Here is a 13,247-nt window from a genome sequence, read left to right on the forward strand (position 1 = left end):
CCGGCCCATTCCTTCCACTGCACCTTGAGCTGGTGCATGGCGGCAATGGCCTGCTCTTCGCGCTCGGCAACGATGCCGACGAAGTCACCCTGCACCACGACCTTGACGATGCCGGGCAGGTGCTTGATCGAGTCGTGGTCCACGGAGATCAGGCTGTCGCCCAGCGGCGCCGTGTGATCCGCGCCGGTGTAGGGCGGGCGCACGACGCGGCCGTGCAGCATGCCGGGCAGGCGCACGTCATGCACATAGGTCAGCGCGCCCAGCACCTTGTTCGGGATGTCCACGCGCGGCACCGACTGGCCGATGTACTTGTGTTCCTTGCTCGAGCGCAGCGGCATGTGCTGGTCGAGATCGATGTGCAGGTCCTGTCCCGCGGCGAGTTCGCCGTACGACAGGCGCTTGCCCGCACCGATGACGAAGCCGTTCTCGGTGCGCAGCTGGGCCGCGGGCACGGACCAGCGTTCGCTGGCCAGGTTGATCAGCAACTGGCGCACCTGGCGCGCGGCCTGGCGCATGGGCGTCGACGTGTTCTGGATGGTGTCGCTGGCGATCGTCGGGCCCAGATCGGGGGTGCGCGTGGTGTGGCCCAGGATGATGCGCACGCGCGCGATATCGGTCTCGATCTCGTCGGCCACGAGCTGGCCTATGGCCGTGCGCACGCCCGTGCCCAGGTCCACGTGGCCGTTGAAGCCGATCACGTCGCCGTCGGCGCTGATGGCGATGAAGCTGTCGACCAGCGTTCCCGCGGGCACGGGAAACGGGCCTTGCGCGGGAGTGGGCGGATGCAGCAGCGGGCCCGTGCCCGCGAGAATGGCCAGCGGGCCCGTGGCCGCGGCGCTGACCATGATCATGCCGCCGGTCTTGAGCAATTGGCGGCGCGTCAGCTGCACAGTGCCGGGCTGGTCGTCGCGCGAAGTAGTCTTGAATCCGAACATCACACCAGCTCCTTGGAACATGCAGCCTGGCCATGCGTTGCGCAGGCACCTTGCACCACAGCGACTGCGCTGTGCACGTTGCGCCCCTGGGCGATCAGATCGCGCGCGCGCGTCGCGGCCTCGAGGATCTCGATATGCGTGCCGCAGCGGCACAGGTGGTGGGCCAGCTGCTTCTTGATTTCGTCATCGCTGGCCTGCGGGCGTTTGTCGAACAGCGCAACCAGCGCCATGATCATTCCGTTGACGCAGTAGCCGCATTGCGCGGCCTGGGTGTCGATGAACGCCTGCTGCACCGGATGCAGCAGCACGGCTTGCGTGGCTGCAGCGGCCTGGGTTTGCAGCGAAGCGTCGCCCAGGTCCTTGAACAGCGGGTCGAGCGCGACCTGGGCCTGCGCCTGGCGCGTGGCTTCGGGCGACAGGCCTTCGAGTGTGGTCACTTCCTTGCCGTTGACCACGGACAGCGGCACCGAGCACGAGCGCGCGACCTTGCCGTCGATCAGCACGGCGCAAGCGCCGCATTGGCCCAGGCCGCAGCCGTATTTGGGACCGTTGAGCTGCATGTCATTGCGCAGGACATACAGCAAGGGGGTATCGGCAGATGCCTTGTCTGCATCCACCGTATTGCCATTGAGTTTGAATTTCATCGCGTGTTATATGTTTTCGCGCTGCGAGCGCGGTTGTTCTTGATGACCTGTGAGCCGGGCGGGCGTAAGCTTCGTGGCGGGTTTTCCTATGCGATCGGGAAAAATTGCTGCGCAAAAAACAAAAGAGAAAATCGGCGGGCGCCGATTTTCTCTGGAGGGAAATAGGGAGCTATTTCCAGTGCTGGAAATTAGGTGCAGACCGATGTCGGAGATATTGTTCTTGCCATTGGAGCAATCCAATGCTTTGCAGAGATACCGGGAATGTGAGTCACGCTGTCGAGGCCTTGGGGCGCTGCCAGGCGGGCAATTCTCGTCGGCTGCTGTATTGAGTGAGGACACTCATTATTTGTGCGATTCCTCAAATCCCGTACGTGAAGTAAGGGAAAACCCTTGAGGCGCTCGGGTGTTGTGGGCGCTCGCCAGCGGAAAGTTCTTTTGTCTGCATGCAAAAAACCCCGTGGCTGCAGGCAGGCACGGGGCTAGGAGGCAAGGCGCGGCGCTCAGCGTTGGCGGCGTCGCCGCATCAACCAGGCGATCAGCGCGAGCAGCGCAACTGCGCCCACGGCCATGCCCGCGCGCGCCAGCGTCAGCAGCGTGGCGTCGGTGCCGGCCGTGGCCGGGTCGCGCAGCTTGGCCACCTGGGCTTCGCTGACCTTGGCCTCGGGGTTGCCGTAGGTCGTCAGCAGATAGTTGCTCAGCGTGGTGACCTGCCTGTCGCTGAGTTCGTGCGCAAACGCGGGCATCACGCTGTCGGTGCCCACGCGGTGTATGCCGTGCAGCAGCACCTGCACCAGGTTGTTGCTGTTGGCATGGCCCAGAGACGTGTTGTGGAACAGCGCGGGCAGGCCGTCGCCGTCGCTGCCCTGGCCCTGGGCCTGGTGGCAGCTTGCGCAGTACGCGTCATAGAGCTGGGGGCCGGTCAGCGCATCGAAGTCCCTGGGCAGCGCCGTGCCGCGCACGCTGTCGAGGTCGTCGCGCGCCTGGCCGAAGCGGTCGGCCGCCAGCCTGGCCTTGTCGTTTGCGACCGCGGGAACGGACTGGATGTAGACCGCGATCGCCTTCAGGTCTTGCGGCGTGAGGTGCTTGAGGCTGTGGTCTATGGCTTCGGCCATGGGACCGGCGGCCGGGCCCTTGCCGGGCACGGGCAGGCCGCGCATATACGTCACCAGTTCCTCCACGCTCCAGCCGCCTATGCCGCTGGTCTTGTCCGACGTGATGTTGGGCGCATGCCAGCCGCCGACTTCGCCGCCGCCCAGGCTGCGCTGGTGGTCTTCGGCCATCAGCGCAGTGCGCGGCGTGTGGCAGGTGGTGCAGTGCGCCAGGCCCTGGGACAGATAGGCACCGCGGTTCCATTCGGGCGTCTGCGACAGGTCGGCCTTGAACGGCGTGGCGTCGTGGAACATGGCGTTCCACAGGCCCAGCGAAGCGCGGATGTTGAACGGGAACGGCAGGTCGGTCTGCCGTGCGGGCGCTTCGTCCACGGCGCTGACGCCCTGCAGGAAGTAGGCGTACATGGCCGCGATGTCCTCATCGCTGGTCTTGGCGTAGGCGGTGTAGGGCATCGCCGGGTAGAGGTTGGCGCCGTCGGCGCGCTTGCCGTGGCGCAGCGCCGCGGTGAATTGCTCCAGGGTATAGCTGCCTATGCCCTGGGTCTTCGACGGCGTGATGTTGGTCGAATAGATCGGGCCCATGGGGCTGGCCAGCGCCAGGCCGCCGGCCATGGGCTTGCCGCCGGGCGCGGTGTGGCAGGCGATGCAGTCGCCGGCCGTGGCCAGATAGCGGCCGCGTTCGATTTCGGCGCCAGCCGCGGGCTCGGCGGCGTGGGCGCTGGTCCAGGCCGTGGTCGCGAGCAGGGCGCCGGCAAAAAGGTGGGTGAAAGTCAGAGTCTTCATGGCGTGTCCGTTCCTCAAGCCTTCTTGCCCAGCGTGTTGCTGCGCGGCAGCATCGCCGGGCCGCCGTTCGCGGCGATCAGGTGGGCGCCCGTGCGCAGCGCCACGGCAATGCCGTTGAGCGTGGAATTGCAGGTGGACGAAGTGGGCAGCAGGCCGGTCGAGGCGAAGTACAGGTTCTCGTGGTCCCAGGCGCGGCCGTACTCGTCGCAGACCGAGACCTTGCGATCGCTGCCCATGCTCAGCGTGCCGCAGATGTGCTGGTTGTTGGAGAAGTCGTCGTCCTTGGTGTAGCGCAGGTTTGTCGCGCTCATCTTCTCGGCGATCTTCGCGAAGTCCTGCTGCGCGCGCTTGTGGCCGCGGAAGGTGTAGTCGTCGATGCTGTAGTGCGCGCGCGGCTTGGGCAGGCCCATGCTGTCCTTTTCAGCGGCGAGATCGATGCGGCGCTCGGGATCGGGCAGCACTTCGAGCACGCTCTTGACGTTCATTTCGCGCGCCGAGGCATGGCGCAGCTTGTCGGCGAATTCCTTGCCGTAGACCCCGGCCTTGAGCAGCGAGCGCGTCGCGCCGTCGACGCGCGAGATGTTCGTGAAGTCCAGCCGGTAGGGCGAGTGCTCGGCGCGGAACGCTCCGTCGCGCATGGTGTTGATCGACACCGGGCTTTGCGGGCCGCGGCCCAGCCAGACATCCTCGTCGGCGTCGAAGGTCAGCGAGGTGCTGGGGTGGTCCATCAGATGGCGGCCGACCATGTCGTTGTCGTTGGCGATGCCGTTCTTGAACTTGTCGCTTTTCGACAGCAGCAGCAGGCGCGGCGACTCGATGCCGTTGGAGGCGACGATGAAAGTCTTGCCCGTCACGCGGTGCACGTTCTTGTCGGGGTCGTAGTAGTTGGCGGCGACGATGCGGCCCCGGGCGTCATGCTCGAGCTGGAACACGTTGGCGCGGGTCTGCAGCTTCACTCCCGCGGCCAGCGCCTGCTGCACTGCAATGCCGCCGTGGTACTGCGCGTCGATGGGGCAGATCGGCTGGCAGCTGTTGTTGCCGCAGCAGGGCGGGCGGCCATCAAAGCTGCGGCTGTTGCGCGCCACGGTGTTGCCCACCACGGGGAAGGTGCCCGCGAGGCGGTCGCGCACGCGCTGCATGGCATAGGGCATCGCGACTTCGCCCATGGGGAAGGGCTGGCTGCGCGGCGAGCCGGTTTCGGTGGAGCCGCCCACGCCCATGATTTCCTCGGCCTGCTGGTAGTAGGGCTCGAGGTCGTCGTAGTCGAAAGGCCAGTCCACGCCCACGCCGTAGAGGCTCTTGATCCTGAAGTCGCCGGGCACATTGCGCCAGGCGTGCGCCGCCCAGTGCCAGCTCGTGCCGCCGACCATGCGGATGTATTCGGCCTTGTACGGGTAGGGCCCGGCCTGCACCAGATAGCCGTTGTCTTCGGGCTGGTAGATGGGGTGGGGCGCGGTGTCCAGCGAAGGGTAGGGCGACATCCAGTCGCTGCGCCGCGGCGAGTTGCGGAACTGCGCGACGATCTGCGCGCGCGGCACGTTGGCGCCGGCTTCGAGCATCAGCACCGAAGCGCCGGCCTTGGCCAGCCTGGCGGCGAGCATCGCGCCGATGATGCCGGCGCCGACGATCACGTAGTCGGCGGAAAGAGGTGTGGAATCAGCCATGGGGTGTTCTTTTGTGGGGGACTGGGGGGCGGCGGCGATCAGCCGTGCACCGGCAGGCGCTGGAGGTTGAACGTCGTGGGGTTGCGCGTCCAGCTGCCATACAGGCCGTAGGAGTAGGTCGGCGGCTTGAGCTTGTCGGCCACGGTCTGCGCGTTGAGCGCGAACTCATAGGCCACGACCCGGGTGCGCGTGCCGCTGCCCGCGATGCCCAGGTACCAGGCCTGCATGACCTGGCCGGGCAGCGCGGCGAGGTCGGGCTGCTCGGCCTGCAGGCGCGCGTTCAGTTGCGCCAGCGCCACCTGGCCGTTTGTTATCCATTGCCACAGCGCGCTGGCCTGGGGACCGAAGCGCGGGTCCAGCGCCTGCAGCGCGGCCTGCAGGCGCGCGCCCAGGCGGGGGTTGAGGTCGTCGCGCGCGGTCAGGTACTGCGACAGCGCCATGAAGCTGGCGCTGTCGGCCGCTGCCGGGGCGGCGCGGCCCCAGGAGGTGAATTGCACGGCGCTGGCCGCCAGCACGCCGCCCAGCAGTTGCCTGCGCTGCAGGCCGAAGGAAGGGAATCGGGGGATAGGTTTCATGGTGGGGCGTTCTTCGGTTTCAGAGGTGCCATGGCCGGGGTGCGGGCGGCATTCCCGCCATGGCGGGTGCAGCGCTCGCGTCCAGCGCTCAGACTTCTTCAGCGCGCCGGCCGCGCGGCAGCGCCACGGACAACGCGGCGTGTCGCGACGCGATCCGCCGCAACACGCCGCCCGGGATGCTGACTACTGAAAGGAGATGAAAACTACTGATTCACGGAAAAAAGTGTTTGCACTTACTCTGACTGTATGGCGCATGGGAGAAAAGAGAAACGCACCCGCCCGCAATGGACTATTGCCTGTTGGGCAATAATCTGCGGGCTTGAGGTTGCGTTGTGCGCCTGCAGAGGAGGTGACCGTGCTCGATCGTTTGCAAACCATGAAAGTGTTTCTGGGCGTGGTGGACGAGGGCGGCTTCTCCGCCGCCGCGCGCAGCCTGTCGATGACGGTGTCGAACGTCACGCGCCATGTCGCCGCGCTCGAAGAGCACCTGGGAACGCGGCTGCTGCAGCGCACCACGCGGCGCGTGAGCCTGACGCCGGCCGGCGAGCGCTATGCGAGCCGGGCGCGCGACATCCTCGAGTCGGTCGACGATGCGTTTGCCGATGTCCAGGGCACGACTTCGGCGCTCACCGGCGTGCTGCGCATCGTCGCCGCGCCGATGTTCACCGATTCGTTGATCGCACCGCTGGTCGCTCCGTTTCGCCAGGCCTATCCCGGCATTTCGCTCGAAGTGCATGTGGACTCCAGCCCCTTGCCCGATCTGGGCAAGTATGACCTGGCCTTCCTGCACACGCACGAAGGCTTCGACGCCCATATCGTGGCGCGCACGCTGGCGACCTCGGAAGCCTATCTTTGCGCCTCGCCGGCCTATATCGCGCGCCATGGCCAGCCGCAGACGCCGCAAGACTTGCGCGACCATCATTGCCTGTTGCGCCGCGCAACGCCTACGCACCGCGATGTGCTGGCGCTGTGGCGCAGCGGCGAGCGCGTGACCGGGCCCGCGGTGCACGAGATTGCGGTCTCGCCTGTCGTCACCATCAACGAGACCGCGAGCCTGATGCAGATGGTGCTCGATGGCGCAGGCATAGCGACGTTCACGGACGACATCGCCGCGCCGTTCATGCGCGCGGGCGCGCTGCAGCGCGTGCTGCCCGGCTGGATCACGGGCCGCTACGCGGTGCTCGCGGCCCTGCCCAGCCGCAAGCACATGCCCGAGCGAACGCGCGCGTTTCTTGAATTCGTCAGCGCCTCGCACCAGCGGCCGCCCGCCATCCACGAGACCTGAGCGCACGGGCCTAGGCGCTCGCGCGGTCCTTGAGTTTTCGCCACAGCGTGGTGCGGCTGATGCCCAGTGCTTTCGCGGCTGCATTGTGGTCGCCGTCGCAGTCCGTGAGCACCTGCTGGATATGGCGCAGTTCATGGTGCGCGCGTTCGGCGACCAGCGAGGCGTCAGCGCCCTGCGGCGTCGCTTGCGGCGGCGCGGGCAGGTCGATCAGCGCGATCAGATCGGCCAGGTCGGGCGTGCCTGCCAGCTCCACGCAGCGCACGGCCACGCGTTGGGCGAAGTTGTGCAGTTCGCGCGCATTGCCCGGCCAGCGGTGGCGCGCGACCACGGCCGGCAGCAGGCGCAGCACGGGCGCCATCGACTGCGCGAGCCCGATTTCGCGCATCGCGGTCTGGACCATCATGTCGGCCAGCAGCAGCAGGTCGGCCGGGCGTTCGGCCAGCGGCGCGAGGTCTATGCGCAGCACGGCGATGCGAAAGTACAGGTCTTCGCGGAAGCTGCCGGCGCGCACCATGGCCGCGAGATCGCGGTGGGTCGCGGCCAGGATGCGGATGTCTATGGCCACGGGCGCGTTCGCGCCCACGCGCGTGACTTCGCGCTCCTGCAGAACGCGCAAAAGCCGGGTCTGCAGCGCGAACGGCAGTTCGCCGATTTCATCGAGAAACACCGTGCCGCGGTGCGCGGCTTCAAACAGGCCGGCCTTGCCTTCGCGGCGCGCGCCCGTGAAGGCGCCGTCTTCGTAGCCGAACAGCTCGCTTTCGAGCAGGCTTTCGGTCAGCGCGCCGCAGTTCACCGCGACGAAACGCTGGCTGCGGCGCCGGCTGGCGCTGTGTATGCCCTGGGCGATCAACTCCTTGCCCACGCCGGTCGCGCCCGTGATCAGCACCGGCGCCTCGGTGAGCGCGGCCACGGTCTCGCAGCGGCGCACCACGGCCTGCATCTGCGCCGAGGCCTGCACCACGTGCGCCAGCGTGTAGCGCGCGGGCCGGCGTTCGCGTTCGCGCTCGTGCGCGCGCAGCTTGCGGAACGCCTGCTCCACGCTGCTCGAACGTTCGAGCGTGAACACCGCGCCATTGGGCCGGCCGCCTTCCATGATGGGCTGACCATGCACCAGCACCTTGCGCTGCGCCCATTCCTGCACGCGCGCCATGCGCGGCGCGTCGTCCGCGCCCTGCACGGCATGCGCATCGAGCGCTGGCAGCCATTGCTGCAGCGGCTGGCCCACGGCGGACGTGAGCGCGACGCCGGTCAGCGCATCGGCCGCGGGGTTGGCCGCGAGGATATGGCCCTGGGCATCGGTGGCGACCACGCCGCTGTCGAGATGGCGCAGCACGGCGGCCAGGCGTTCGCGTTCCGAGCGTTCGGCGCGCCGGGCAATCACCAGCTGGATCGCATCGTCGATCGCCGCGGCAATCGAATCGCGCGAGTACAGCAGCACGCCGCGCAGGCCGCGCTGATGGGCGGCGCGCACCGCCACGCCCGGGCCCACGATGGCCGTGACGCCGCTGGCCGCGAGCTGCTCGACCAGCGCATGCGCATGGGCTTCGGACTCGTAGGCGTGCAGCTGCACGGGCAGGTCGTAGTGGCGCAGAAAGCGTGCGACGTCGTCGGGAATCTCGCGAAAGAACACCAGCGCGATGTCGCCCTGCGCGGCGCGCGCCGTCGCCAGCGCGGCCATGATGTCGAAGCCGCCGACGCGCACCGCGACCAGCGGCACGTCGATGCGGCTGCGCAGATAGCTCGCGTTCGAGCCCGCGCTCACCACCACTTCGACGCCGTCCTGGGCGACCGCTTTCTTCACCAGGTCGACGCCGCGGTCCAGGTTGCCGCGCTCGATGCGGATCTGCGCGCGCCCCTGGAACTGCGGCGCGACCAACAGCGCCACATCGGCGAGTTCATAGGCGCTGACGACCAGCACGCAGGGCAGATCGTGGCGGGGAGGGACGGCATGGAACAGGTTGGGCATGCGCGATGGTAGCAATACTGAAACAAAGCATGTTTCAATCCTGCAATGATTGCGCAGATGCGCGCTTGCTTCTGCAAGAAATGTCAATGAAATCAATGGATTGCATAGGGTGTGCGGGCTGGCATGGGGTTTGCAATCAGCTGGGCATTGCCTTTCACAATGAGTACAAAAACCATGAGACGTAGAACCTTGATACAGGCCGGTGCCATGACTGCAGCGCAGGCCCTGTGGAGCACGGCCCAGGCGCAGGAGACCTTTCCCAGCAAGCCCATCACCATCATCGTGGCGTTCACCGCAGGCGGCAGTGCCGACCAGCGCGCGCGCCAGATCGGCAAGTTCATGAGCGCTGAAATGGGCCAGTCCGTGATCGTCGAAAACCGCCCGGGTGCGGGCGGCAACATCGGCACCCAGGTGATCGCGCGTTCCAAGCCCGATGGCTATACGCTGGGCATAGGCAACATGGCGCCTATGGCGGTGAACTCGTCGCTGTACAAGAAGTCGACGTTCGATCCGCTCAAGGAGTTGAGCATGATCGCGCTGCTCGAGCGCGGCCCGCTGATGCTGGTGGTGAAGGCCGATTCGCCGCTGCGCTCGGTGGCCGACGTGATTGCCGCGACCAGGACCAAGCCCGGCGGCCTGTCGTTCGGCTCCAGCGGCCCGGGCGGTGCCCACCATCTGTCGGGCGAGCTGTTCAAGTCGATGACCGATACCGAGATGACCCACATTCCCTACAAGGGTGGCGCGGCCGCGGTCGTCGATCTGATCGGCGGCCAGCTCGATTTCATGTTCGAGCCCATGTATTCGGCCGTGCCTTCGGTCAAGGCCGGCAGGATGCGCGCGCTGGCGATCACCAGCGCCAACCGCTCACCGATGATGCCCGACGTGCCCACCATGGCCGAAGCCGGTGTGCCGGGCTTCGTGATGGAAAACTGGCAAGGCCTGATCGGTCCGGCCGGCATGCCTGCTGGCATCGTGCGCCAGCTCAATGCCGTGGTGAACAAGGCGCTGGCCGATCCGGCGATCAAGGCGCAGATGCTGAGCCAGGGCAATGAGATCGGCGGCGGCACGCCCCAGCAGTTCGAGGCGCTGGTGCGCAGCGAAACCGCCAAGTGGGCCGAAGTCGTGCGCCACAACAAGATCGTCGTGCAATGAACGCGCGGCCCACGCCACGCAGCATGCGCGCCATCACCATCGAGCGCTACGGCGGCCCCGAAGTGGCGCAGCTGCGCGGCGATGTGCCGGTGCCCGCGCCGCTGCCCGGACAGGTGCTGGTGCAGGTGGTCTGCGCGGGCGTCAACTTCATGGACATCCACACGCGCCAGGGCAAGTACCGGCAGTCGCGCACCTATCCGCCGCGCCTGCCCTGCACGCTGGGCATGGAGGGCGCGGGCGTGGTGCTGGCGCTGGGCGAAGGCGTCACGCACCTGGCCGTGGGCGACCGCGTGGCCTGGTGCATTGCCTGGGGCAGCTATGCGCAGTACGCCTGCGTGCCGGCGTTCCAGGCGGCGCGCATTCCCGATGCGATCGGCTTCGACCTGGCGGCCGCGGCGATGTTCCAGGGCAGCACCGCGCATTACCTCGTGGACGATGTCGCGCGGCTTGGGCCGGGCCAGAGCTGCCTGGTGCACGCGGGCTCGGGCAGCATAGGCCAGCTGTTGATACAGATGGCCAAGCGCCTGGGCGCGACGGTGTTCGCCACGGCCAGCACGCCTGAAAAGCGCGCCGTGGCCGCGCAGCGCGGCGCCGACCAGACCCTGGCCTACGACAACGGCGGCTTTGCCGACGCGGTGCGCGCGGCAACGGGCGGGCGCGGCGTCGACGTGGTGTTCGATTCGCTGGGCCAGGCGACGCTGCGCGACAGCTTTCGCGCGGCGCGCACACGCGGGCTGATCGTCAACTACGGCAACGTCTCGGGCTCGGTGACCGATCTCGATCCCATGGAACTGGGTGAAGCCGGCTCGCTGCTGCTGACGCGCCCGCGCCTGGCCGATCACATGACCGACGCCGCCACCATCCAGCGCCGCGCCGACGCGGTGTTCTCGGCGATTGCCGCGGGCGCGCTGACCATCGACAGGGCCGCGCCCTGCACGCTTGACGACGTGCACCTGGTGCATGCGCGCATCGAGGCGCGCGAGCAGGTGGGCAAGAGCGTGGTGTGGATCGATGAGGGCCTGCGCTAGGCCGACCTTTCAGAATTTTCCTTTTGCGTTTTTTCCAGGACATACCATGAGCATCCATCCCGGCACTTTGCTGCGCACTCTCCTCAACGAACGCCGCGGCCTGCTGGTGCCGGGCGCGGGCAACGCGTTGGCCGCGCGCGTGATCGAAACCATGGGCTTTGAAGCCGTATACCTCAGCGGCGCGGGCCTGACCAACAACTTCTACGGCATGCCCGACCTGGGCTTTGTGAGCCTCAACGACATCGCCAGCCACTGCGCGGCGATTCGCGACGCCGTGGCCCTGCCGCTGATCGTCGATGCCGACACCGGCTTCGGCAATGCATTGAACGTGCGCCACACGGTGCGCACGCTCGAGCGCGCGGGCGCCAATGCGATCCAGATCGAAGACCAGGTGATGCCCAAGAAATGCGGTCACTTCGCGGGCAAGGCGGTGATCGACCAGGCCGAGATGGTCAGCAAGATCAAGGCCGCGGTCGATGCGCGCGTATCGGGCGATTTCCTCATCATCGCGCGCACCGACGCGCGCGCCAGCGAGGGCCTGGACGCCGCGCTCGATCGCGCGCGCGCGTTTGCCGAGGCTGGCGCCGACGTGACGTTTGTCGAAGCCCCGACCAGCGTGGACGAGTTGCGCCGCATCGCCAGCGAGCTGCCTTGCCCGCAGATCGTCAACGTGGTGATCGGCGGCAAGACGCCCGCATTGCCGGCCGCCGAATTCGGTGAAATGGGCTTTGGCATGGTGCTCTACGCGAATGCGGCCCTGCAGGGCGCGGTGCGCGGCATGACCAATGCGCTGGCAGAACTGCAGCGCCGCGGCGAGCTGCCCGAAGATCCCGATCTCGTGGCGACGTTTGCCGAGCGCCAGGCGCTGGTGCAGAAGACCGCGTTCGATGCGCTGGACGCGCGCTACGCTGTGCAGCCAGTCAAGGGTTGAAGGGAGATACACGCAATGCAAAAACAGATAGAGGTACGCGCTACCTATATGCGCGGCGGCAGCAGCAAGGGCGTGTTTTTCGAGGCCGGCGATCTGCCCGCCGATGCCGCACTGCGCGACGCGCTGCTGATGCGCGTGATCGGCAGCCCCGATCCGTACGGCAAGCAGACCGACGGCATGGGCGCGGCGACGTCGAGCACCAGCAAGGTGGTGCTGGTGTCGCGCAGCACGCGTGCCGACTGCGATGTCGACTACCTGTTCGGCCAGGTCGATATCGAACAGCCGCGCATCGACTGGACCGGCAATTGCGGCAATCTGACCACGGCCGTGGGGCCGTTCGCGATCGCGCGCGGCCTGGTGGACGCTCCCGCCGATGGCGTGGCCGTGGTGCGCATCTGGCAGGCGAATATCGGCAAGGTCATCGTCGCCCATGTGCCCATGGCGGGCGGCACGGTGCAGGAGCTGGGCGACTTCGAACTCGACGGCGTGGCGTTTCCCGCGGCGCAGGTGCGGCTCGATTTTCTCGCGCCCGGAGGCGACGGCTCGAGCGCCGAGGAATCGCTGCTGCCCACGGGCCGCGTGGTCGATGTGCTGAACGTCGAAGGCGTGGGCAGGTTCGATGTCACCTACATCAACGCCGGCAATCCGACGATCTTCCTGCGCGCCGGCGACCTGGGCTTGACCGGCAAGGAGCTGCAGCCCGACGTCAACGGCGACGCGGCGCTGCTGGCGCGCATCGAGGCGGTGCGCGCCGCGGGCGCGGTGGCCATGGGCCTGGCGACTTCGGCCGCCCAGGCCACGGCTTCGCGCCCGGGAACGCCCAAGCTGGCCTGGGTCGCGCCGCCCGCCGACTATGTCGCATCGAGCGGCAAGGCCGTGCCCGCGCAGGCGCTGGACCTGCTGGTGCGCATTGTCTCCATGGGCAAGCTGCACCACGCGATCACGGGCACCGGTGCGGTTGCCGTGGGCGCGGCGGCAGCGGTCGAAGGCAGCATCGTCGCCCAGGCGCTGCGCCCCGGCGCTGCGGGCCGGGACGTGCGCATGGGCCACACTTCGGGCGCACTGGCTGTGGGCGCGACGGCCGAGCACCGGCCCGAAAGCGGCTGGGTCATCGCCAAGGTGAGCCTGAGCCGCTCGGCGCGCCGGCTGATGGAAGGCGTGGTGCTGGTGCCGCC

General features: G+C 67.7%; 11 protein-coding genes. 5 read left to right on the forward strand and 6 right to left on the reverse strand.

Features of this window, described 5'->3' with window-relative positions; all coding sequences use genetic code 11:
* The 5 genes from RR928_RS17365 to RR928_RS17385 form a co-directional block, all read right to left on the reverse strand.
* A partial coding sequence (locus RR928_RS17365; RefSeq protein ID WP_332683509.1) for a molybdopterin cofactor-binding domain-containing protein occupies window positions 1–935 on the reverse strand: 935 nt, incomplete at its 3' end.
* Window positions 935–1,579 carry a (2Fe-2S)-binding protein gene (locus RR928_RS17370; RefSeq protein ID WP_332538629.1) on the reverse strand — a complete coding sequence of 215 codons (645 nt, stop codon included), beginning with the start codon at window positions 1,577–1,579 and terminating at the stop codon, window positions 935–937. The genes RR928_RS17370 and RR928_RS17365, both read right to left, overlap by 1 nt.
* Before the next feature lie 500 nt (window positions 1,580–2,079).
* The gene (locus RR928_RS17375; RefSeq protein ID WP_332683500.1) at window positions 2,080–3,471 is read right to left on the reverse strand and encodes a c-type cytochrome; all 1,392 of its coding nucleotides are present in this window, start codon (window positions 3,469–3,471) and stop codon (window positions 2,080–2,082) included.
* A gap of 14 nt (window positions 3,472–3,485) precedes the next feature.
* The gene (locus RR928_RS17380) at window positions 3,486–5,135 is read right to left on the reverse strand and encodes a GMC family oxidoreductase (RefSeq protein WP_332683502.1); all 1,650 of its coding nucleotides are present in this window, start codon (window positions 5,133–5,135) and stop codon (window positions 3,486–3,488) included.
* Between the two features lie 38 nt (window positions 5,136–5,173).
* Window positions 5,174–5,710, reverse strand: a complete 537-nt coding sequence (locus RR928_RS17385) for a sugar dehydrogenase complex small subunit (protein WP_332538625.1) — start codon at window positions 5,708–5,710, stop codon at window positions 5,174–5,176.
* Window positions 5,711–6,065: 355 nt separating this feature from the next.
* On the opposite strand from RR928_RS17385, the gene RR928_RS17390 reads away from it, so the two are divergent.
* Entirely contained in the window at window positions 6,066–6,995 is a 930-nt protein-coding gene (locus RR928_RS17390; protein WP_332683504.1) for a LysR family transcriptional regulator, read from the forward strand.
* Between the two features lie 10 nt (window positions 6,996–7,005).
* Here RR928_RS17390 and prpR read toward each other — a convergent pair whose 3' ends face one another.
* The gene (gene prpR / locus RR928_RS17395; protein WP_332538621.1) at window positions 7,006–8,961 is read right to left on the reverse strand and encodes a propionate catabolism operon regulatory protein PrpR; all 1,956 of its coding nucleotides are present in this window, start codon (window positions 8,959–8,961) and stop codon (window positions 7,006–7,008) included.
* A 174-nt stretch (window positions 8,962–9,135) separates the two neighbouring features.
* Between prpR and RR928_RS17400 the strand changes: the two genes are divergently transcribed.
* From RR928_RS17400 to prpF, 4 genes are all read left to right on the forward strand, one after another.
* On the forward strand, window positions 9,136–10,113 hold the full coding sequence (locus tag RR928_RS17400; RefSeq protein ID WP_332548858.1) for a Bug family tripartite tricarboxylate transporter substrate binding protein: 978 nt from the start codon (window positions 9,136–9,138) through the stop codon (window positions 10,111–10,113).
* Between the two features lie 23 nt (window positions 10,114–10,136).
* Window positions 10,137–11,141 (forward strand): quinone oxidoreductase family protein, encoded by a 1,005-nt coding sequence (locus RR928_RS17405; protein ID WP_332683507.1) that lies wholly within the window; start codon window positions 10,137–10,139, stop codon window positions 11,139–11,141.
* A 46-nt stretch (window positions 11,142–11,187) separates the two neighbouring features.
* On the forward strand, window positions 11,188–12,072 hold the full coding sequence (locus RR928_RS17410) for an isocitrate lyase/PEP mutase family protein (protein WP_332538619.1): 885 nt from the start codon (window positions 11,188–11,190) through the stop codon (window positions 12,070–12,072).
* Window positions 12,073–12,087: 15 nt separating this feature from the next.
* On the forward strand, window positions 12,088–13,247 hold a 1,160-nt coding region (prpF, locus tag RR928_RS17415), incomplete at its 3' end, for a 2-methylaconitate cis-trans isomerase PrpF (RefSeq protein WP_332548856.1).

The sequence above is a fragment of the Comamonas sp. genome (assembly GCF_036666375.1).
Classification (GTDB): domain Bacteria; phylum Pseudomonadota; class Gammaproteobacteria; order Burkholderiales; family Burkholderiaceae_C; genus Comamonas.

Bases quoted from the DNA above. Each gene is read 5' to 3' on its own strand.
- RR928_RS17370 (WP_332538629.1), bottom strand. From the start codon at position 1,579: ATGAAATTCAAACTCAATGGCAATACGGTGGATGCAGACAAGGCATCT.
- RR928_RS17375 (WP_332683500.1), bottom strand. From the start codon at position 3,471: ATGAAGACTCTGACTTTCACCCACCTTTTTGCCGGCGCCCTGCTCGCG.
- RR928_RS17380 (WP_332683502.1), bottom strand. From the start codon at position 5,135: ATGGCTGATTCCACACCTCTTTCCGCCGACTACGTGATCGTCGGCGCC.
- RR928_RS17385 (WP_332538625.1), bottom strand. From the start codon at position 5,710: ATGAAACCTATCCCCCGATTCCCTTCCTTCGGCCTGCAGCGCAGGCAA.
- prpR (WP_332538621.1), bottom strand. From the start codon at position 8,961: ATGCCCAACCTGTTCCATGCCGTCCCTCCCCGCCACGATCTGCCCTGC.
- RR928_RS17400 (WP_332548858.1), top strand. From the start codon at position 9,136: ATGAGACGTAGAACCTTGATACAGGCCGGTGCCATGACTGCAGCGCAG.
- RR928_RS17405 (WP_332683507.1), top strand. From the start codon at position 10,137: ATGCGCGCCATCACCATCGAGCGCTACGGCGGCCCCGAAGTGGCGCAG.
- RR928_RS17410 (WP_332538619.1), top strand. From the start codon at position 11,188: ATGAGCATCCATCCCGGCACTTTGCTGCGCACTCTCCTCAACGAACGC.